This window comes from Streptomyces sp. NBC_01006, from assembly GCF_045162725.1.
In the GTDB taxonomy this organism is placed as follows: Bacteria; Actinomycetota; Actinomycetes; order Streptomycetales; family Streptomycetaceae; genus Streptomyces.
Genome location: NZ_CP108700.1, coordinates 6353406 through 6375650, shown reverse-complemented (window position 1 = coordinate 6375650; position 22245 = coordinate 6353406). Strand labels below are relative to the sequence as shown.

Below are 22245 nucleotides of genomic sequence, written 5' to 3'. Positions count from 1 at the left end.
CCGTCCGCTCCTGGAGGAGAACCAATGACCATGACCGTGAACGAGACCGCGAACCTGACCGCGCAGCTGACCTCCACCGCCCTGACCGAGCTGGTCGTCTCCATCTACCGCGAGACCCTGGGGGTCGCCGACCTCGACGAGCAGAGCGACTTCTACGAGTGGGGCGGCGATTCGCTGACCGCTTTCCGGATCACCGCACGGCTCGAAGAGGCCCTCGGGGCAGAGGTCCCGGTGGCACTGGTCTTCGCCTACCCCTCGCCCGCGGACCTCGCCGATGTCGTCCACGCCGACTTCGTCCAGGCATGAGGGGCCGGTCATGACGGACACCTACGTACCCGGCGGCCGCTGGCGGCTGTGGGACCAGTTCGCCCTGCGCGGAGCGGGTTTTCCGGCCGGGGGCGTGCTGCGGCTGGCCCCGGACGGGCTGGCCTCGGCCGCCGACAAGTTCGATCCCGGCGAGGGCCCGGCCGCCCTGGCCGGTGAGCGGTGGGGGGAGTTCACCGCCCTGTTCGCCGAGGCCCAGGTGGAGACGGCGCACACGCTCCAGGACATCGCCCGGATGCCCGCCTTCCGGGAGGCGGTGGCCTGGCAGAACCGCCCGGTGCTCGCCTCCGGGATCACGCCCTTCCTGAACTGGACGCCGACCGCGGCGGGCCGCACCAGCATGCCCCGCCAGCGCGAGGAGCTGGTGGCCCACTACTGGCAGCGGTTCTGCGTCAAGAACGACACCATCGGGTTCTTCGGCCCGGTCGGATGGGGCCGCTGGGACCTCTCCGCCGGCGCCGCGGAGGCGATCCGCGTCGACCCCGGAACCGGCCTGATCGCCGGATCGGAGGTGTACTTCGCCAGCTGGGCCATCGACGCCCTCGCCGCGCGGATCGACACCGATCCGGCGGTACGGGAGTGGGTGGCGCCCCGGCGCGTTCCGTTCGTCCGCCAGTCCGGGACGGACGTGACGGTGCCGGGCCGGCCGCGCCAGGCCCTCGGCGAGGAGGGGCGCGCGGTGCTCGCGCTCTGCGACGGCGTACGCTCCGCGCGGGAGATCCGCACCGCGCTGCCGGGCGTGGACGTGTCCGCCGTCCTGGCCGACCTGGTCGCCCGCCGGTGGGTGGTGTGGAAGCTGGAGGTGCCCGCCGACGCCCGCCCCGAGCGGCACCTGCGGGCCTGGCTGCACCGGGTCGGGGACGCGGAGCTGCGCGAGCCCGCCCTGGCCGCCCTGGACACACTGGAGCGGGGCCGGGACCGGGTGGCCGAGGCGGACGGGCCCGAGGCGCTGGTGGCCGCGCTGACGGAGCTGGAGGGCGAGTTCGTCGCGCTGACCGAGACCGCCGCCGTCCGCGAGAAGGCGGCCGGTACGGCGCCCTGCCGGGCCCTGGTGTACTCCGACTGCCGGCGGGCGGCGACCGCCGCCCTCGGGCGGACCGTGCACGAGGCCCTCGCCCCGCTGGATCCGCTGCTGACCAGCGCCGGCTGGCTCACCGCACGGCTCGCCGACGCCGTGATGGCCCGGGCGCGGGAGGTGTACCGCCGGCTGGCCGGGCAGGGCCCGGTCGACCTGGCCGCGTTCTGGTTCGCCTGCATGCCGATCCTGCACGGCGCCGCCCGCGCCGAGTCCGGCGAGCTCCAGCAGGAGTTCCGCAGGCGCTGGGACACGATCCTGGCGCCGCCGCCGGGCACCCGCCGGGTCAGGCTGCCGCTGGAGGCCGTCGCGGGGCCCGTCGCCGAGCAGTTCGGCGGCCCGGGAGGCGGCTGGACCGCCGCCCGCTACCTCAGCCCCGACATCATGATCGCCGCCTCCGGTGAACAGGCGGTGGCCCGCGGCGACTTCGAGCTGGTCCTCGGCGAACTGCACGTCGCCGCCAACACCTTGGGCTCCTCTCTCTTCGTCAACCAGCACCCGGACGCCGAGGAGCTGCTCGGGCTCACCGGCCGGGACCACCCCGGTCCCCGGCTGATGCCGCTGCTGCCCAAGGAGCACCGCTCCCGGCTCTCCGCGCGGACCCGGCAGGTCCTGGTCCGCCCCGAGGACTACTACGTCGCCCTCGTCGACTTCACCGCCGACCCGGGCCGGCCCCGTACGGTGCTCAGCGCCGACGTGGCGGTGACCGAGCGGGCGGACGGCGAGCTGGCGGTGGTGCTGCCCGACGGGTCCGAGTTCCCCGCGGTGGACGTGTTCTCGCACGTCCTGACCACCCTGGCGATGGACTTGTTCCAGATCCTGCCCGACGGGGCGGACCACTCCCCCCGGGTCACCGTGGACCGGCTGGTGGTGGCCCGCGAGACCTGGCGGCTGCCGCCGTCCGACATGGACTTCGCCGAGGAGAAGGACGAGGCCCGCCGGTTCGTACGGGCCCGGCAGTGGCGGGAGCGGCGCGAACTGCCGCGGTTCGTGTTCGTCGTGCTGCCGACCGAGACCCGGCCGTTCTACGTGGACTTCGACAGCCCGGTCTACGTCAACATCCTCGCCAAGGCGGTCCGCAGGATGGCCCGCAAGGAGCCCGAGGGCCGGGCCGTGTTCACCGAGATGCTGCCGAGCCCCGAACAGGCCTGGCTGACCGACGACCGGGGCGAGGCCTACACCTCCGAGCTGCGCTTCGTGGCGGTGGACGAGGGCTGACGGAACCTGCACGGCCACACCTACGGAGCGACGCGTACCGGCGGCGCGCACGGCAGAGCAACAGGCCGTGCGGGGCCGCCGTTGCGCGTTCTACCCCCCGGCGGCTGCGTGCGCGGCTGCGTCTTCTTCCCTACTGACGGATCTCCGCAGACAGCAGTGTTGAGGAAAACACCGCTTGGAGGCCCACAGTGAAGGTTGTCGCAGCGCACGGCGGACCGGCGAGGCACGGCAGCGAAGCCGGCGACGTCGTACGTGACGGTGACGGAGTGTCGTTCGCGCAGCGGAGGCTGTGGTTCCTCGACCAGCTCACCGGAGGCTCCGCCGAGTCCCTGCTCCCGCTGGCCCTGCGCATCCGCGGCGCCCTCGACGCCGCGGCCCTGGAGCGCTCGCTGGCCGGCATCGTGGACCGGCACGAGGTGCTGCGCACCCGCTTCACGGCCGTCGACGGGGAGCCCGTACCCGTGGTGGACCCGGCGGGCCGCACCCGGCTGGCGCGGACGGAGGCGGGCAGCACCGAGGAGCTGTTCGACCGGGAGCTGGCGCGTCCGCTGGACCTGGCCAAGGAGCACCCGGTGCGGGCCGTGCTCGCCCGCATCGGGCCCGACGAGCACGTGCTGCTCCTGGTGGTCCACCACATCGCGGTGGACGGCTGGTCCTGGGACGTGCTGCTGCGCGAACTGGACGCCGGCTACCGGGGCGAGGCCGTGGACGCGCCGCCGCTGCAGTACACCGATGTCGCCCGGACCGAGGCCGAGCGCCTGAGCGGGCCGCGGATGGAGCGGCTGCTCGGGTACTGGCGCGAGCGGCTGGCCGGGGTCCCCCCGCTCGCGCTGCCCGCCGACCGGCCGCGGCCCGCGTTCTGGGACGGCTCCGGCGACGTGGTCCGCTTCGAGCTGCCGGCCGAACTGGTCGCCGAGGTGGACCGGGTGGCCCGCGAGCAGCGGGCGACCCGCTACATGCTGCTGCTCGCGGTGTACCAGGCCCTGCTCGGCCGCTACTCCGGCCGCTCCGACATCGCCGTGTGCACCACCCTGGCCGACCGGGGGCGCGCCGAAGTGGCCGGTCTGATCGGCCCGTTCGTGAACACGATCGTGCTGCGCACCGATCTGTCGGGCGATCCGACCTTCGCCGCGCTGCTGGGCCGGGTGCGGTCGGGGGCGCTGCGGGACTTCTCGCACTCCGAGGCGCCGTTCGACCGGGTGGTCGGCGAGGTGGTCACCGAGCGCGACCTGTCCCGCCACCCGCTGGCGCAGGCCTCCTTCACCCTGCTGAACACCGTCCCCTCGGCGGCCCGCCTGGACGATCTGGACGTCGGCCTGGTGCGGACCCCGCTGACGGGCACCCCGCTGGACGTGTTCCTCGACCTGAGCCTGCGCGCCAACGGCGACATCGCGGCGCGGCTCCAGTTCTCCACCGCCCTGTTCGACCGGAGCTCGATGGTCCGCTTCACCGAGGGGTACGTGCAGCTGCTGCGCGCGGTGACGGCCTCGCCGCAGACCCCGCTGGCCGAACTCGCCGGGCGCCTGGAGCCGTTGCCCGGCAAGGAGCGGGCCCGCCTGGTCGAGATGGCGGGCTCGGGGCGCCCCGCGCCGGCCGCGGCGCCGTTCACCGTGGCGGGCGAGCCGAACGCGGTGGCCCTGGTGTGCGGGGAGAAGATCCTGCGCTACCGCGAGCTGGACGCCCTCGGCGGCGGTCTGGCCACCGCCCTGCGCGCGGCGGGCGTCGGCCCGGGGACCCCGGTCGGCGTGTGCGTGCAGCGCGGGGTCCGGTCCGTTGTCGCGATGACCGCGATCTGGCGGGCCGGCGGGGTCTACGTACCGCTGGATCCGGCGCTCCCCGAGGAGCGGCTGCGGTTCATGGCCGAGGAGGCCGGGCTGACGTGCGTCCTCGCCGATGCCGCGACCGCGGAACTGGCCGGCGCGCTCGGCCCGCAGGTGCTGCGGGTGGAGGACGCGGGATCCGACGCGGGCGCCCCGCACCACGCCCCCGACCCGCGGGACCTCGCGTACGTCATCTTCACCTCGGGCTCCACCGGCCGCCCGAAGGCCGTCGGCATCGAGCACGGCGCGATCGACGCGCACGTCGCCGCCGCCCGCGAGGAGTTCGGGATCACCTCCCGGGACCGGGTGCTCGCCTTCTCGTCCTTCTCGTTCGACGCCTCGCTGGACCAGCTGCTGACCGCGCTCGGCTGCGGGGCCACCCTGGTGGTCCGGCCGGACGAGCAGTGGCTGCCCGCGCAGATCCCCCTGGTGGTCGAGCGGTACGCGATCACCATGCTGAACCTGCCGCCGACGTACTGGACCGAGCTGGCCTTCTCGCTCACCGACCGCACCGCCGCCTCCCTCGCTTCGCTGCGCCTGCTGGTCCTCGGCGGGGAGTCCGTCCCGGCCGCGGCGCTGGCCGCCTGGCAGGCGCGGGCGGCGCACGTACGGGTGCTCAACGCGTACGGCCCGACCGAGACCACCGTGACCGCCACCACGCACGAGATCGGCGCGGCCGGGAACTCCGGCCGGGTGCCCATCGGGCGGCCGCTGGGCTCCCGCCGGGTGTACGTGGTCGACGCGCACGACGAGCTCGTGCCGGTCGGCGAGCCGGGCGAGCTGCTGATCGGCGGCCCGGAGCTGGCCCGCGGCTACCTCGGCCAACCGGCCCTCACCGCCCAGAAGTTCATGCCCGACCCGTACGGCGAGGACGGCGGACGCCTCTACCGCACCGGCGACCTGGTCCGCCGACTGCCCACCGGGGAGCTAGAGTTCCTCGGCCGCACCGACGACCAGGTCAAGATCCGCGGCTTCCGCATCGAACTCGGCGAGGTGGAGGCGGCCCTGGGCGAGTGCCCCGGGGTGGTGGCCGCCGCGGTGGCCGTCGGCGCGGACGCCCAGGGCGGCAAGACCCTGACCGGGTACGTGGTGGCCGGCTCCGACCACCCGGTGGAGCCCGCCGTACTGCGCTCCTTCTGCGCCGGCCGGCTGCCGCACTACGCGGTGCCCGCGGACTTCGTGGCGCTGGACGCGCTGCCCGTGAACGCCTCGGGCAAGCTCGACCGGGCCGCCCTGCCCGCCGCCCGGCCGGACGGGGAGCGGGCGGAGCGGGACCGGGCGGCCGCGGGCGGCGCCGAGTTCATCGCGCCGCGCGACGCCACCGAGCAGGTCGTCGCCGACATCTGGGCGGAGGTCCTGGGCGTCGACCGGGTCGGCATCGACGACGGGTTCTTCGACCTGGGCGGCCACTCCCTGCTCGCCACCATGGCCGTCTCCAGGATCGCCGAGCGGCTCGGCCGCGAGGTGGAGCTGCGCACCCTGTTCGAGAACCCCCGCATCCGCGAGTTCGGCCCGCTGGTGGCCGCGGCCCGGCAGGCGGGCGCCGCCACCGTGGTCCCGGTGGACCGCTCGGGACCGCTGCCGCTGTCCTTCGCGCAGGAGCGGATGTGGTTCCTGGACCGCATGTCCGACGTCGGCGACGAGTACGTGCTCTGGTTCTCGTGGCGGATGCGGGGCGGGCTCGACCGCGATGCCTGGCAGGGCGCCCTCGACGAGGTGGTGGCCCGGCACGAGGCGCTGCGCACCGCCCTGGTCGAGGTGGACGGCCGGCCCGCGCAGCGGGTGGTCGACGCGGTCCGCGTACCGCTGGTGTGGCAGTCGGCCCCGCCCGGGGACGACGAGGCCGTACGGCTGGAGCGGCTGCGCGCCGTGGCCGTCCCGTACGCCACCCGCCGCTTCGACCTGGCCGGGCCGCCGCTGCTGCGGGCGGGGGTGTGGGAGCTGGACCCCAAGGACCACGTGGCCGTCATCGCCTTCCACCACGCGGCGACCGACGGCTGGTCCAAGGACGTGATCATCGGCGAGCTCGCGGAGTCCTACGCCGCCCGGGTGGCCGGACGCCCGGCCGAACTGCCACCCGTCCCCATCCAGTACGGGGACTTCGCGGTCTGGCAGCGCGACCGGATGGCCGGCGAGGTGCTGGAGCGGCAGCTGGCGTACTGGGAGGAGGCCCTGGCCGGCGTGCCCGTACTGGAACTGCCGACGGACCGGCCGCGCCCGGCGGGCTGGTCGGGGCGGGGCGGCGCGGTCGAGATCGACCTGCCGAAGGAGCTGGAGGCCGCGCTCGGCGAGCTGGCCCGGCGGCACGGGGTGACCCGGTTCACGGTGCTGCTGGCCGTGGTGCAGATCGTGCTGGGCCGCTGGTCGAGGCAGACGGACGTGGCGGTGGGCACCCCGGTCGCGGGCCGCGGACAGCTGGAGCTGGAGCGGCTGGTGGGGCTGCTGGTGAACACGGTGGTGTTGCGCGGGAACCTGTCCGGAGAGCCCTCGTTCACGGAGTTCCTGGGCCGGGTCCGCGAGTCGGTGCTCGGGGCCTTCGACCACCAGGAGGTGCCGTTCGAGCGGCTGGTGGAACAGCTGCGGCCCGAGCGGGACCCGTCCCGCAACCCCCTGTTCCAGGTGATGTTCGACGTACAGGAGAGCGCCGCCGGCGGGCCCCGGGTCGAGGGGCTCGACGTGGAGCACTTCGTCCTGCCGTGGGGTTCGGCCAAGTTCGACCTGACCGCCACCTTCCTGCTCTATCCCGACCGCTTCGCACTGAACGTGGAGTACGCGAGCGACCTCTTCGACGCCGCCACGGTCACCCGGTTCGCCGGGCACGTGGGCCGGGTGCTGGAGTCGGTGGTGGCCGATCCGGAGCAGGCCGTGGGCCGGTTGGAGCTGCTGACGCCTGCCGAGTACGCGGAGCTGGCCGGGACGGCGGGCTCCGCTGCGGCCGCCCCGGTGGCGGCTCCGTTCACCGTGGCGGGCGCGCCGGACGCCGTGGCCCTGCTCTGCGGGGACGAGAGCCTGACGTACGGCGAACTGGACGGGCTCACGGGCGGGCTGGCCCGGGCTCTCGCGGCCTCCGGGGTACGGCCGGGCACGCCGGTCGGCGTGTGCCTGCGCCGTGGCATCCGCTCGGTCGCCGCGATGGCCGCGATCTGGCGGGCGGGCGGGGTCTACGTACCGCTCGACCCCCGGCTGCCCGAGGACCGGCTGCGGTTCATGTGCGCCGAGGCTGGCGTGCACAGCGTCTTCAGCGACGCCTCGACCCACGCGCTGGCCGCCGCGCTCGGACCGCGGACCGTCCCCGTCGACGCCGTCGTGCCCGACCCGGACGCACCGCACCACACCCCCGCTCCCGAGGACCTCGCGTACGTCATCTTCACCTCGGGCTCCACCGGCCGCCCCAAGGCCGTCGGCGTGGAGCACCACGCGCTGGGCGCCCACACCGCCGCGGCCCGCGAGCTGTTCGGCATCACGGCCGACGACCGCGTCCTCGCCTTCGCCTCCTTCTCCTTCGACGCCTCGCTGGAGCAGGTGCTGCCCGCCCTCGGCGCGGGAGCCTCGGTGGTGGTCCGCCCCGACGAGGTGTGGTCGGTGGAGGAGCTCGCCGAGGCCGTCCGCACCCGGGACATCACGGTCATGGAGGCCACCCCCGCCTACTGGGAGGAGATCGTCGCCCGCCTCGACACGGTCGCCGGGGACCTCAAGGGCCTGCGGCTGCTGGTCACCGGCGGCGAGGCGCTGCCCTCGGCGCCGCTGGCCCGGTGGTTCGCCCACCTGCCGGACGTGCCCGTCGTCAACACGTACGGCCCGACCGAGGCGGTCATCTCGGCCACCGCCCACACCGTGACCGCGCCCGTCCAGGGCCGGGTGGCGATCGGCCGGCCGCTGGGCTCCCGCCGGGCGTACGTCGTGGACGCGCTCGACCGGCCGGTCCCCGTCGGGGTACCGGGCGAGCTGCTGATCGGCGGCCCGGAGCTGGCCCGCGGCTACCTCGGGCAACCGGCCCTCACCGCCCAGAAGTTCATGCCCGACCCGTACGGCGAAGACGGCGGACGCCTCTACCGCACCGGCGACCTGGTCCGCCGACTGCCCACCGGGGAACTGGAGTTCCTCGGCCGCACCGACGACCAGGTCAAGATCCGCGGCTTCCGCATCGAACTCGGCGAGGTGGAGGCCGTCCTGGAACAGCACCCGGACGTGCACGCCGCGACCGTCCTGGTCCGGGAACTGCGGGGCGAGCGCGCCCTCGTCGGCTACGTGGCCGGCCAGGACCGGGGGCCGGACGCCGAGGCGCTGGCCGCCTGGTGCCGGACCCTGCTGCCCGGTTACATGGTGCCCGCCGCGTTCGTCCTGCTCGATGCCCTGCCCCGGACCGTGCAGGGCAAGGTGGACACCGCCGCCCTGCCCGATCCCGAGCTGCCCGCGCCGGCCGCGTCCGTGGCGCCGCGCACCCCGACCGAGGTGGTGACGGCCCAGATCTGGGCCGAGGTCCTGGGCCTGCCCGAGGTCGGGATCCGGGAGGACTTCTTCGCCCTCGGCGGCCACTCGCTGCGCGCCGTGGCGGCCGCTTCCCGCCTGCGCACCGCCTTCGACTGCCCGATCCAGGTACGCGACCTGTTCGACCACCCGACGGTCGAACTGCTCGCCGTCGAAGTGGAACGACAGCTCATCGACCAGATCTCCTCGATGAGCGACGACGAGATCGACCTGTCCCTGACCTCCGACTTCTGATCGCCGCCGCGATCCGAGCCCCGAACCCAGCCTTGATTGGACGGCACTTGCGATGACCACTGCACAGGTCGAACCCTCCACCACCGCTTCCGCGACGCCCGGCGGTCTCTCCCCGGCGGCCCGCCGCCTCCTCGAAATGCGCCTGCGCGGCAAGGCCGCCGCCGCGCCCGCGGGGATCCCCCGCCTCGACCCGCGTCCCGCGCAGTCCCCCCTGTCCGCCGCCCAGCAGCGCCTGTACTTCCTCGACCAGCTCGACCCCGGCGGCGTCGAGTACCTGATGCCCGCCGCCTGGCGGTTCACCGGCCCCCTGGAGGTGGCCGCGCTGAGCGCCGCGATCGAGGACCTCGTCGCCCGCCACGAGCAGCTGCGGGTGGTGTTCTCCCACGAGGACGGCGTGCCCGCCCAGCGCGTGCTCCCCGCCGACGCCGCGGCCGGCCTCGACGTGGTCGACCTGCCCCCGGCGGTCCGTGAGGGCGGCCCCGGGGCGATCGCCGAGGCCGTACGGGAGGTGGCGCTGCGCCCCTTCGACCTGGCCGCCGCGCCCCCGTTCCGGGCGACCCTGCTGCGGATCGCCGCCGAGGACCACGTACTCGTCCTGGCCATGCACCACATCGTCTCGGACGGCTGGTCGCTGGACATCCTGACCGGTGACCTGAGCGCCTGCTACCGCGCCAGAACCCAGGGCCGGGCCCCGCAGCCCGGCCGGCCGCCGGTCGAGTACACCGACTACGCGCACTGGCAGCGCGGCGCCGACGAGAGCGCGGACCTGGAGCACTGGCGTACGGCGCTGGCCGGCCTGACCCCGCTCGAACTGCCCACCGACCACCCGCGGCCCGCCGTCCGCACCTGCGTCGGCGCCGTGCACACGGTCGAGCTCCCCGAGGCGCTGACGGCGGCCCTGGCCGAGCTCGGCCGCCGGGCCGACACCACCTCGTACATGACCCTGATGGCGGCCTTCCAGGCGGCGCTCGCCTTCCACAGCGGCCAGGACGACATCGCGATCGGCACCGTCGTCGCCAACCGGGAGCGCCCGGAGATCGAGCAGCTGGTCGGGTTCTTCGTGAACACCCTGGTGATCCGCACCGACCTGTCGGGCGACCCGACCTCGGCGCAGCTCCTCGCCCGGACCCGGGAGAGCGTCCTGGGCGCCCTGTCCCACCAGAGCCTGCCGTTCGAGCGGGTCGTCGACGAGCTGAGCCCCGAGCGGGACCTGTCGCGCAACCCCCTGTTCCAGGTGCTGTTCTCGCACTCCGCCGGCGCGCGGCAAGGTGCGTACGCCCTCGGCGGGGCGCTGGGGACGGCCTTCCCCATCGACCTCACCACCGCGAAGTTCGACCTGACGCTGGACGTCAGCGAGGACGCGGACCGCATCCGCCTCCAGTTCGTCTACCGCCCCGACCTGTTCGACGCGGCGTCCGTGGCCCGGCTGGCCGAGCACACCGTCGCGGTGCTGCGGGCCTTCGCCGAGGCCCCGGACGTGCCGCTCGGCATGGCCGACCTGCTCGGTGCGGACGAGCGGGCCGCGCTGCTCGGCCCCGACGGCCCGGCGAACCGCCTGCCGGCGGGCGCCGCACCCGAGCCGGCCCCCCGGCTCGCGATGGAGCGCCTGGCCGAGCGGATCCGGCTGGCCCCCACCGCCGCGGCCGTCTCCGGCGGTGGCCGCAGCCTGACGTACGCCGAACTCGACGCGGCCTCGCTGGCCCTGGCCCGGCGGCTGCGGGCCGCGGGCATCGGCCCGGAGTCCCTGGTCGGCGTCTGCCTGGGCCGCTCGGTCGACCTGGCCGTCGCACTGCTCGGCGTCTGGCGGGCTGGCGCGGCGTACCTGCCGCTGGACCCGGCCCACCCGCGGGCCCGGCGGGAGTTCACCGTCGAGGACGCGGGGGTGGAGTGGGTGGTCGCCGACGCCGTCGGCCGCGCCGCGGTGGAGGGGCTGCCGGTGGGCCTGATCCCGCTGGACGAAGCCACCGAAGGGCCCGCCGACGACACCTCCGACGAGACAGAGGAGCTGCACTGCGCCGCCCCCGGGCCGCAGACGCTCGCGTACGTCATCTACACCTCCGGATCGACCGGGCAGCCCAAGGGCGTCGAGATCACCCACGGAAACCTGGCCTGGCTGCTCGGCGCCGCCGACCACCACTTCGTCTTCGGCGCCGACGACGTGTGGACGCTCCTGCACTCCCCCGCGTTCGACTTCTCCGTCTGGGAGCTGTGGGCCCCGCTGACCTCCGGCGGCCGGGTGGTGGTGCTGACCGAGGACGAGGTCCGCGACCCCGCCGCCGTCCACGCCGTCCTGCGCGACGAGCGCGTGACCGTGCTCAACCAGACCCCGGCCGCCTTCAAGGGGCTGCGGGCCCATCTGGCCCAACAGGGCGAGGAGTTCGGCGCTCTCGCGCTGCGCACGGTGGTCTTCGGCGGTGACGCCTTCGACGCCCGTGACTACCGCGACTGGTTCGCCGTGCCCGAGGGCGAGCGGCCCGCACTGGTGAACATGTACGGGATCACCGAGACGACCGTGCACGTCACGTACCGGCTGATCACCGAGGAGGACACGGTCTCCCCCGTGTACTCGCCGATCGGCCGCCCCCTGGCCGGCCAGCACGGCTACGTCCTGGACCGGTCGGGCCGCCTGGTGCCGCACGGCACGGTGGGTGAGCTGTACGTGGCCGGCGGCGGCGTCGCCCGCGGCTACCGCAACCGGCCGGAGCTGTCCGCCGAGCGTTTCCCCCTCGACCCGTTCGGTCCGGCCGGGACCCGTATGTACCGCACCGGCGACCTGGTACGGGTGCTGCCCGACGGGCAGTTGGCGTACGCCGGCCGGGCCGACCACCAGGTGAAGATCCGCGGCTTCCGCATCGAGCCCGGCGAGATCGAGACCGCGCTGCGCGCCCTGCCCGGCGTAAGGGACGCCGCGGTGGTGGCCCGGCCCGACGCGCACGGCGGGGCCCGCCTGGTCGCGCACGTGGTGCTGACCGAGGGCCGGCCCCTGGACGCGCCGGACCTGCGCGACCGGCTGCGCCTGACGCTGCCCGAGTACATGGTGCCCGCGCTGTTCGTCCGGCACCCGAAGCTGCCGATCACCGCCAACGGCAAGGTGGACCGCAAGTCCCTGGTGGCGGTGGCCGTCGAGGGGGCCGGTGCGCCCGCCGGACACGTCCCGCCGGCCGGTCCGGCCGAGGAGGCGCTGGCCCGCATCTGGTCGGACGTGCTGGGCGCCGAGCGGATCAGCCGTACGGCGAACTTCTTCGACCTGGGCGGCGACTCGATGCTGGCCCTGCGCGTGATCGGGCAGGCCCGCACCGCGGGACTCGGCCTCAGCGTCCCGGACCTCTTCCGGGCCCGCACCCTGGGCGACCTCGCCGCGCTGGCGACGCAAGGCCCCGAGGACACCGGCCCCGCGCCCGTGGAGCCCTTCTCCCAGCTCGACCCGGCCGACGCGGCCCGGCTCCCGCAGGGCCTCGACGACGCGTACCCGCTGACCATGCTCCAGGCCGGCATGCTGCACGAGATGCTGGCCGATCCGAGCCGCGGCGCCTACCACAACGTCACCGACCTCAAGATCACCGTGCCGGAGGGCTTCGACCTTGCCGCCTTCCAGACGGCGGTGGACACCGTCGTACGGGGCCACAGCATCCTGCGGTCCTCCATCGACCTGGTCTCCTTCTCCGAGCCGCTCCAGCTGGTGCACGCCGCAGCCGAACTCCCGGTCGGCTACAGCGATCTGCGCGGTCTGCCCCACGAGGAGCAGTGGGCGTCCGTACGGGGCTACGTCGACGCGGAGTTCGCCCGGCGCTTCGACCTGGCGGCCCCGCCGCTGGTCCGCATCCACCTGCACCGGCTCACCGACCGGGAGCTGCGGCTCACGCTCACCGACTGCCACGTGGTGCTCGACGGCTGGAGCCTGACCTCGCTGATCGCGGACCTGCTCGACCTGCACCGCCAGGCCGTGGCGCAGGGCCGGACCCCGCAGCTGCCGGCGGCGCCCCCGTACGCCGAGTACGTCGCACTGGAGCGGGCCGCGCTCGTCGACGAGGAGGGCTTGGAGTACTGGCGCTCGGCGCTGGGCGAACTGAGCCCGATCCGGTTCACCCGGCGCGGTACGGAGGCCGCCGACGGCGGGCAGTTCGTGCACGAGGTGCGCCGTTCCTACGCGGCCCTCGCCGAGCCGATCGGCCGGCTGGCCCGGCTGGCCGGGGTGCCCCGCCGTACCGTCCTGCTCTCCGCGTTCCACCACACCATGAGCCTGTTCGCCGAGCGCGACGGCTCCGCCGAGGGGCACTCGGTCGGCCTGGTCACCAACGGCCGGCCCGAGGTGCCCGGCGCCGACCGGATGCGCGGGCTGTTCCTCAACACCGTGCCGTTCGGCGTCCGGCGGCCCCGGGGCAGCTGGCTGGAGTACCTGAAGGCGGCGTTCGCCGCCGAGCAGGAGATGCTCCCGTACCGCAGGGTGCCGCTGGCCCGCCTCGCGCAGCTGCGGCCGGGCGAGCCGAGCCTGGCGGACACCCTCTTCAACTACGTCAACTTCCACCGGCTGTCCGGGGACAGCTGGGACGACTCGCTGGAGATCGCCCGTACGGCGTTCCCGCTGATGCTCAACGCGAGCGTGGAGTCCTTCACCCTCGACGTGGACCCGGACTACCTGGCCCCGGCCACCGCCGAGCAGCTCGCCGACCTGATGTGCGGGGTGCTGAAGGCGATGACCGCGCGGCCCGAGGCCCCGGTCACGGCGCCGACGCTGGCCGGCGAGGCGCGGATGCGGGCGCTGGAGGAGTGGGGCCGCGGCCCCGAGCTGCCGAACACCTCGCTGATGTTCCACGAGTGCGTGGCCGAGCACGCCGTGCTCACGCCCGGCGCCGTGGCCGTCCGGCAGGGCGAGCAGGAGGTCACGTACGCCGAACTGGATGCTTCCGTACGTGAGTTGGCGAACCGGCTGCGTGCGCTCGGGGTCGGTCCGGAGGTGCCCGTCGGGATCTGCCTCGACCGGGGTCCGGAGATGGTCCGGGCCGTGCTCGGCGTGCTCCGCGCGGGCGGGGCGTTCCTGCCGCTGGAGTCGCAGCACCCCGCCGACCGGCTGGAGTTCATCGCCCGGGACAGCGGAATGCCGGTACTGATCACCCAGTCCTCGCTGCTGGGGACGGTGCCGTTCGACGGCCCGACCCTGGTCGTGGACGATCCGGCGACCTGGGCGGCGCCCGTCGAGGTCCCGGCTGCGGAGCCCGCCGTCACCGCGGACAACGCGGCCTACATCCTCTACACCTCGGGCTCCACGGGCACGCCCAAGGGCGTCACCATCCAGCACCGCAGCCTCACCAACATGCTGGAGGGACAGCGCGACCTGTTCCCCGTGACCCCCGCCGACCGGGTGCTCCAGTTCGCCTCCCTCAGCTTCGACGTCTCCATCATGGACCTGACCTGGGCCCTGGCGAACGGCGCCCAGCTGTGCACACCGCCCAGGGAGGCGCTGCGCGCGGGCGCCGACCTCGCAGGCACCCTGCTCGACTACGGGATCACCGTCGCGATGCTGGCCCCGAGCGCCCTCGCGGCCCTCGGCGAGGACCGCTTCCCCGCGATCCGGATCCTCCAGGTCGCCGGTGAGGCCTGCCCGGCCGAACTGGCCCAGAAGTGGGCGCGCGGACGGCGGTTCTACAACGTCTACGGGCTCACCGAGACGGCCGTGTGGTCCGTCTCCACCCTCCTGCGGCCCGACTGCAAGCGCCCGCCGATCGGCTGGCCGATGCGCAACACCCAGGTCTACGTGCTCGACGAGGACCTCCAGCCGGTTCCCGTCGGGGTGCAGGGCGAGGTCTACCTCGGCGGGCGGGCCATCGGCCGGGGCTATGTGAACCGCCCCGACCTGACCGCCGCCGCGTTCGTCCCCGACCCGTACGGCGCCCCCGGCGGCCGGCTGTGCCGCACCGGGGACATCGGCGTCCAGCTGCCCGACGGCGCCGTGGAGGTCCTGGGCCGCCGCGACAGCCAGGTCAAGCTGCGCGGATTCCGCATCGAGCTCGGCGAGATCGAGCACGGGCTGCGGGAACTGCCCGAGGTGCAGCAGGCGGTGGTCCTGCTGCGGCGGGACCTGCCGGAGCCCGCGCTGGTGGCGTACGTGGTGCCCGAGGCGGGCGTGGAACCCGTCGTGGAGCCCTTCCGCCTGGCGCTGCGGGCCAAGGTGCCCGCGTACATGGTCCCCGCGCGGTTCGTCTTCCTCGACGCGATGCCGGTCAACAGCAGCGGCAAGGTCGACAAGAAGGCCCTGCCGCTGCCCTCGGCCGACCGGCTGGGCAGCGCCACCGACTACGCCGCCCCGGGCACGCCGGCCGAGGTGGTGCTCGCCGAGGTGTGGCGCACGGTCCTCGGCATCGAGCAGGTCGGTGTCCACGACGACTTCTTCGCCCTCGGGGGCAGTTCGCTCTCCACCGTCCGGGTCGCCGCGCAGGCCGCCGCCCGCGGGCTGAGCGTCTCCGTACGGGACCTGCTCGAACTGCCCACGATCGCCCGGCTCGCCGCCCGCGCCACGCAAGCGGCTGGGGCCGCGGAGACTTCTCCCGGCGCCACGGCCGTCACCTCGGAGGTCCGCCTGCGCGAGGGCGACGGCGTCCCGCTGTGGTGCGTACACCCCAGCGGCGGCAGCGGCGCCTGGTACGTGCCGCTCGCCCGGGCCCTCCCGCCCGGTCAGCCGGTCCGTGCCTTCCAGGCCCGCGGCCTGCTCGGCGGGGTGGACCCGACCACGATCGCCGGGATCGCGGCCAACTACGCCGCCGAGATCGCGGCCCACGGCGGGCACGGCCCGCACGACCTGCTGGGCTGGTCCATGGGCGCCAACATCGCCCTGGAGATGGCCACCCAGTTGCACGAGGCCGGTCACACCGTCGCACCGCTGACGCTGATCGAGCCGCACCTGCCCCACCCGGCGGCCGGCGAACGCCTCGCCGCGGTCGGCCGGGACATGGAGCGGGGGCTCCGGATGCGCGACCGCGTCCGTACGCTGCCGCCGTCCCCGGAGCGGGACGCGGCCGTGGCCGAGCTCACCGCCCTGCTGCTGGGGGCCGGTATGAGCCCCGGCGAGGCGGCCCTGGTGGAGCAGGCCCCCATCGAGGTCTGGCACTCGCTGCTGACCGCCCTGTCCGACTACGTACTGCGCCCCTACCCCGGCCACGTCCACCTCCTGGTGGGCAGCGCGGCCGCGGAACTGCCCGACGGCGAACCGATGCCCGGGCTGGACGTGGACTTCCGCACCTACGTCGAGCGCTGGCGCGAGATCGCGCTCGGCGGGCTGACCGTCCACGTCACCGAAGGCGACCACATGTCCATGATGTCCGAACGGCTGATGCACAAGACCGCTGCTGTGCTCGGCCGGATCCAGTCGGAGGCACGCCGATGACCGTCCTGACCACGAACACCGACACGAACACGACTGCGACCGCGGACATGTCCCCGCTGGTGTGCCCGATCACCGGGCGGACCGCCCCGCCGGCCGCCCCGCAGACCACCCCGCCGGCCGCGGTGACCCGTACGCGCCCGTCGGCCCCGGCGGCCGCCTTCACCGAGCGGTACCTCCTCGACCCCGCCGTCAACGCGGACCCGTACGGGTACCTCAACTCCCTGCGCGACCACGACCCCGTGTACTGGTCCGCCATGCACCGGGCCTGGCTCGTCACCGGGCACGCCCAGCTGATGCACTGCCTGCGCGCCCCCGCCGTCTCCGCCGAGCGGGTGCGCCCGCTGATGGACGCCGTGCCGGAGGGCGCCCGCGAGGACGCCGAGCGGGCCTTCGGGATCCTGTCCCGATGGATGGTGTTCAACGACGCCCCGCAGCACCGGCGGCTGCGCCAGGTGTTCCAGGAGCAGTTCGCGGCCCGCTCGATCGGCCGCTACCGGGCCTTCGTCGAGCGCGCCACCCGCGCCATGCTCACCCGGCGCGCCGTCCCCGGCCGGATCGGGGACCTGGTCGCCGACATCGCCCGGCCGCTGCCCGCCCTCGTCTTCGCCCGCTGGCTGGGCGTCCCCCAGGCGCACGGCCCGTCCTTCTGGTACTGGAACGCCCGGGTGGGCGACCTCGTCCTCGGGGCCGCGCAGGAGGAGCGCGAGTACCGCACCTCGCTCCAGTCCCTGGTCAACCTGGACGACTACCTCGCCGACCTGGTGAAACAGCGCCGCGCCGACCCCAAGGACGACCTGATCAGCGCCGTGCTGGCGGGCGGCCAGATCGGGAAGTCGGTCAGCGAGGAGGAGTTCGTCGGGATGCTGACGCAGATGGCCTTCGCCGGCGGCGAGACCACCAGCAACCTCATCGTCAACGCCGTACTCGCCCTGCTGGAGCACCCCGAGCAGCTGGCCGCCGTACGCCAGGACCCGGCCCTGGTGTCGATGGCGGTCGAGGAGGCCATGCGCTTCGACGGCCCCTCGAAGATGTCGATCCGCACCGCCGCCCGGGACTTCGACCTCGACGGGCGCTCCGTCCGCGCCGAGGACCGGCTGTTCCTGGTCACGGCGGCCGCCAACCGCGACCCGGCCCGCTTCCCCGACCCGGACGAGTTCAACGTCCGGCGCGGCAGCGCCTCGCACCTCGGGTTCGGCTTCGGCGCGCACTTCTGCATCGGGGCGGCCTTCGCCCGGCTGGTGGCGGGCGCGGTGGTCGACGTACTCGTCCGCGAGTACCCGGGGCTGGAACTGCTCGGCCGGCAGCACACCTGGCAGCCCTCCCTCCTCAACCGCGCGCTGACGGCCCTGCCCGTCCGCTACTGACCACCGCCGGCCCTACGAAGGGGATTCGTTCATGGCTTCCACCCTGGTGGACGCGCGGGAGCGGCTGAGCGCCCCCGCCCGGCTGCCGTCGTTCCGGCTTCTCTGGCTCGGGCAGTCCCTGTCCCTGCTCGGCGACGGGTTCAGCTACATCGCCTTCTCCTGGATCACGCTCGGTCTCACGCAGTCCACGCTGGCCCTCGGCTACGTCCTCGCCTTCCAGGCGGTGCCGCGGGCGCTGCTGACCCTGGTCGGCGGCTCCCTCAGCGACAAGTGGTCCTCGCGGACCCTGATGAAGCTCTCCAGCTGGGCCCGGGCCGCCCTGATGGCGGGCGTGGGCCTGGCCGGCCTGGCCGGATCCCTGACGCTGTGGATGCTGTGCTGCGCCGCCGCTGCCTTCGGCGCGGTCGACGCGTTCTTCCAGCCGGCCCGGGCGTCGATCCTGCCATCGGTGGTGGACAGGGAGCAGCTCGCCCCGGCCAACGCCCTGCTCGCCGTCGGCACCAAGGTGGCGGCCGTGCTCGGGCCGGCCGTCGGCGGCATGGTGGTGGCCTTCTCCAACGCCCCCATCGCCTTCCTCGTCGACGGGGTGTGCTTCGCGCTCTGCGGCCTGTGCGTCGCGGGGATCCGCCCGCTGCCCCGCCCCGTCGCCGGGGGGGAGGGCCCGGCGGCGGCCGGACCGGCCGGGAGCGCGGGTCCGCCGAAGGCCGAGGTCTCGCTGGGCGCCCGGATCCGCGCCGGGCTGCGGTACGCCTTCGAGGACCCGCGGATCCGTACGATCCTGGCCGTCGACGCGGCGGTGACCTTCTGCCAGGCGGGGCCGTTCACCGTCGGCTTCGCCACCCTGGCCAAGGTCGACCTGCACGGCGGCTCGGCCACCCTGGGCCTGCTCAACGGCGCGCTGGCCGGCGGGGCGATGCTGGGCACCCTGGTCGGCGGCGCCGTGAGCAGCCGGCCCCGGATCGGCCTGCTGATCGCCGCGCTGGCGGGCTGGCTCGCGATCGGCACGGGCCTGCTCGGCCTCGTCGGCAACACCGCGGGGGCTCTCGCGACGGTGCTGGCGATGGGTTTCGGGATGGGCTTCCAGGGGGTCTTCGGCCTCAGCTGGATCCAGCGCACGATCGACGGCTCGGTGCTGAGCCGGGTGATCTCGGTGGACATGGTGATCGGCTACGCGGTCGCCCCGCTCTCCCTGATCGTCTGCGGAGCCCTGGCGCAGTCGGGCACCGCCCCGATGTTCGCCGTCTCGGCGGCGGTCCTGGCGGTGACGGCGATCGGCATCCTCAGCTCGCGCACGGTCCGCGAGATGCGGTGACCGGGCGGGCCGGTGCATCGGGCGCAGGTGCCTCAGGGCGCCGATGCCTCCAGGGACGCCGAGAGTTCGCAGAGCGCGGCCCGGTTGGTGCGGCCCGTCTTGGTGCCGAGGGCCGCGATGTGCTTCTCGACCGTACGCGGCGAGATGTAGAGGCGGTCTGCGATGTCCTTGTTGCCCAGCCGTTCCGCGAGGAGCCGGAAGACCTCGTACTCGCGGACCGTGACGCCCTGCGTGCGCAGGACGTCCGGGATCGTGCTCGACCCCGTACGGCGCTGCCGGCCCGGGGCGCCCATCCGGCGCAGGGCCGCGCGGCAGGCATTGGCGACCGTGGCCACGCCGCCCTGGTGGAAGTGCTCCTCGGCCTGGCGCAGCCAGGCCACCGGCTCGCCCCAGCCGTCCTCGTACGCCGCGTCGGCGATCAGCCTCAGGCCCAGGTGGAGGGCGGTGGCGTACGGGGCGGCGACGCGCAGGGCCTCGGCCACGGCCGCGGCGGCCTCCTCGGGACGGCGTTCGCGGCCCAGCAGGACGGCGCCGGCGAACAGGACGAACTGCCGGTTCCAGCGCATCCGGCCGGGTGCGGTGGCGGCGATCTCCTCGTACGCGGCGCGGTCGGCCTCCCCCGTCAGCACGTCCAGGAGCAGCCCGATGCCGTACCGCCCGCTGAGGTAGTACGTACTGGGGTTGGCGTCCTCCAGGTCGGCGACGGCCCGCAGTTCGGCGACGGCGCCGGGCCGGTGCTCCTCCATCAGCGCGCAGAAGGCCCGGGCGAGGCCCAGGGTCAGCGGTTCCTCCTGGGAGCCGGCCCCGTCCCACTCCGCGAAGGTCGCGAGGGCGCTCTCCATCGCGGGCCGGTCGCCCCGGTGGGCGGCCAGCGCGGCCCGCGCCATCAGGACGTACCGGGTGGCCGGGGCCAGCCGCAGGCGCTGTACGACGGCCAGGCACTCCTCGGCGGACCGCTGCGCGGCGGTGAACTCGGCCCGCAGGACGGCGTCCAGGATCATGATGCCGTCGATGGTGTAGACGATGTTGGCCGAGCCGAGCCGCTGGGCCTCGCTCCGGGCGGCCATGAGGGGGGCGGTGGCGCCCTCGGTGAGCCAGTAGTTGCCGCCGATCCGGGTCAGCGCGTACATGCGCTGGAGCGGGAGCTGGTGCTGTTCGGCGGTCTGCAGGGCCGATTCCAGCAGGGCGGTGGCCTCGTCGAAGTCCCGTTCGCGGGCGAGGGTGGCGAGGAGTTCCAGGGACTGGCAGGCGACGGTGGCCAGGCCGTGGCGCTGGGCCGCCTGGAGGGCCGAGTTGCCGAGCTTCTCGGCCAGTTGGGTGCGGTCCTGGCCGGGGGTGTCGAGCGCGAGGTAGGCGGCGGTCACGTCGATCGAGGCGGTGGTGCACTCGTCGGGATGGGCGCCCAGGAGGGATCTGGCCTGGGCTATCTGTCTGTTGCCGTCCTCCCAGCGACCCGCGGTGTGCGCCACCTTGGCGAGCCGGGTGTGCAGCGCGGCGAGCCGGGTGGCGCCGAGTCCGCTGCCGCCCAGGGTGTGCAGGTTCTCCGCGAAGCCGAAGGCGCGGGCGAAGTCCCCGGCTTCGGCGAGCGCGGGGAGCAGGGCCTCCAGGGCGTCGGTGCGCCCGGCCGGGTCCTGGCTGGCGGCGAGCAGCCGTTCGGCGCGGCTGAGCAGGGTGATCGCGGAGCCGATCCCCCCGGCCGCCAGGGCCCGCAGCCCGGCGTCGGTGAACAGGCGCCCGGCCTCGGCGTCGTCGCCCGCCTGGGAGCGCAGCTCCGCGACCAGGGGGCACCAGTCGCCTTCGAGGTCGGGGTAGAGCGCCTGCACCGCGTCGGCGGCGCGGCCTGACATCTGCGCCCGGTTGCCCGGTGTGAGCTGGGTGTGCAGGGCCTCGGCGGTGAGCGAGTGGCGGAACGCGTACCAGTCGGGGGCGGGTTCGTCGGGGACGACGAGCTGGGCGGCGACGCCGGCGTGCAGGTGGCTGAGCAGCCCGCGGTCGTCGATGCCCGTCATCCGCTGGAGCACCGTCAGCGGGAAGCGGCGGCCGATCACGGCGGCCGCGGAGAGCAGGGTCAGCCCCTGCGGGCCGAGCCGGTCGATGCGGCGCAGGATGCCCCGGGCGAGGGCGGTGGACACGTCGCTGCGCAGGTCGCCGACGACCCTCCAGCCGTCCTCGAAACGGACGAGGGCGCCGCTGCCGATCATGCCCTGGAGCAGTTCCTCGACGAGGAAGGGGCTGCCGGCACTGTCGTCCCAGAGCCGGTCCAGGGCCGCCTGCGGGACGAGTTCGGGTTCGGTGTCCAGCTGGGCGGCGATGACCGCGCCGACCTCGGGGCGGGTGAGCGGGGCGAGTTCCAGTACGGTCCCCACGCCGCGCCGGCGGGCCGAGTCGGCCATGTCGAGCGCGTCGCAGGGCTCCGTACGGATGGTGGCCAGGAGCACCACGTTGGTGTACTCCAGGTTGTCCACGAGGTATTCGACGACCGCGAGCGTCTCGGGGTCGGCGTCGTGCAGGTCCTCCAGGAGCAGGAGCTGGCCGTGCTCCTTGCCGGTGGCGATGAGCAGCCGCAGGACGGCCTCGCCGAGGATGACCATGGAACTGTTGTTCTGGGCGTCGCTGCTCCAGTCCGGGATGATCCTGCCGAGCGCGGGCCGGTAGGGGCCCAGCGGCAGGTCGTCCAGGGGTTCGCCGCTGCGGAAGAGCGACATGAGCGCTTCGGTGAGTGGCCGGAAAGGGACGGTGGGGCCGGTGGTGCTGCTCCGGCCGCGCAGGGCCCGCATGCCCATGCCGAAGGCCATGCCCACGGCTTCGGCGGCGAGCCTGGATTTCCCGATCCCGGCCTCGCCCACCAGGAAGACGACCCCGCCGCGGCCTTCACCCGCGTCGGTCAGTGCCTGCTTGATCTCGCGCAGTTGCGGGTCACGACCGACGATGTACCGCGAACGGGAACGCATGTCCGCAATCTAGTTCATGGGATCGGCCGATTGTGCGACGAAAGTTGGCCGTTTCGAACAGGGGCGGGGTGAAGATCCGGG

Annotated in this window: 7 protein-coding genes; 6 read left to right on the top strand and 1 reads right to left on the bottom strand. The window is 74.4% G+C overall.

What is annotated here, in order from left to right; all coding sequences use genetic code 11:
- The first annotated feature begins 24 nt into the window (after nt 1-24).
- The 6 genes from OG509_RS28990 to OG509_RS28965 all read left to right on the top strand — a co-directional run bounded on the left by OG509_RS28990 (nt 25) and on the right by OG509_RS28965 (nt 19213).
- Nucleotides 25-306, top strand: coding sequence for an acyl carrier protein (locus OG509_RS28990; RefSeq protein WP_385585154.1), 282 nt, complete (start codon nt 25-27; stop codon nt 304-306).
- A gap of 10 nt (nt 307-316) precedes the next feature.
- On the top strand, nt 317-2617 hold the full coding sequence (locus OG509_RS28985) for a lantibiotic dehydratase (protein ID WP_406185486.1): 2301 nt from the start codon (nt 317-319) through the stop codon (nt 2615-2617).
- Between the two features lie 188 nt (nt 2618-2805).
- Nucleotides 2806-9159 carry an amino acid adenylation domain-containing protein gene (locus OG509_RS28980; RefSeq protein ID WP_406185484.1) on the top strand — a complete coding sequence of 2118 codons (6354 nt, stop codon included), beginning with the start codon at nt 2806-2808 and terminating at the stop codon, nt 9157-9159.
- 52 nt (nt 9160-9211) lie between these two features.
- Nucleotides 9212-16537 carry an amino acid adenylation domain-containing protein gene (locus OG509_RS28975; protein WP_406185483.1) on the top strand — a complete coding sequence of 2442 codons (7326 nt, stop codon included), beginning with the start codon at nt 9212-9214 and terminating at the stop codon, nt 16535-16537.
- A complete protein-coding gene (locus OG509_RS28970) occupies nt 16534-17901 on the top strand; it encodes a cytochrome P450 (protein WP_406185482.1) in 1368 nt (455 codons plus the stop codon). Before OG509_RS28975 ends, OG509_RS28970 begins: the two co-directional genes overlap by 4 nt.
- Before the next feature lie 31 nt (nt 17902-17932).
- Nucleotides 17933-19213, top strand: coding sequence for an MFS transporter (locus OG509_RS28965; RefSeq protein ID WP_406185481.1), 1281 nt, complete (start codon nt 17933-17935; stop codon nt 19211-19213).
- Between the two features lie 32 nt (nt 19214-19245).
- On the opposite strand, the gene OG509_RS28960 is transcribed toward OG509_RS28965, so the two are convergent.
- Complete coding sequence (locus tag OG509_RS28960) at nt 19246-22164, bottom strand: helix-turn-helix transcriptional regulator (protein WP_406185479.1); 2919 nt, start codon at nt 22162-22164, stop codon at nt 19246-19248.
- Between the last annotated feature and the right edge of the window lie 81 nt (nt 22165-22245).

Bases quoted from the DNA above. Each gene is read 5' to 3' on its own strand.
- OG509_RS28990 (WP_385585154.1), top strand. From the start codon at position 25: ATGACCATGACCGTGAACGAGACCGCGAACCTGACCGCGCAGCTGACC.
- OG509_RS28985 (WP_406185486.1), top strand. From the start codon at position 317: ATGACGGACACCTACGTACCCGGCGGCCGCTGGCGGCTGTGGGACCAG.
- OG509_RS28975 (WP_406185483.1), top strand. From the start codon at position 9,212: ATGACCACTGCACAGGTCGAACCCTCCACCACCGCTTCCGCGACGCCC.
- OG509_RS28970 (WP_406185482.1), top strand. From the start codon at position 16,534: ATGACCGTCCTGACCACGAACACCGACACGAACACGACTGCGACCGCG.
- OG509_RS28965 (WP_406185481.1), top strand. From the start codon at position 17,933: ATGGCTTCCACCCTGGTGGACGCGCGGGAGCGGCTGAGCGCCCCCGCC.
- OG509_RS28960 (WP_406185479.1), bottom strand. From the start codon at position 22,164: ATGCGTTCCCGTTCGCGGTACATCGTCGGTCGTGACCCGCAACTGCGC.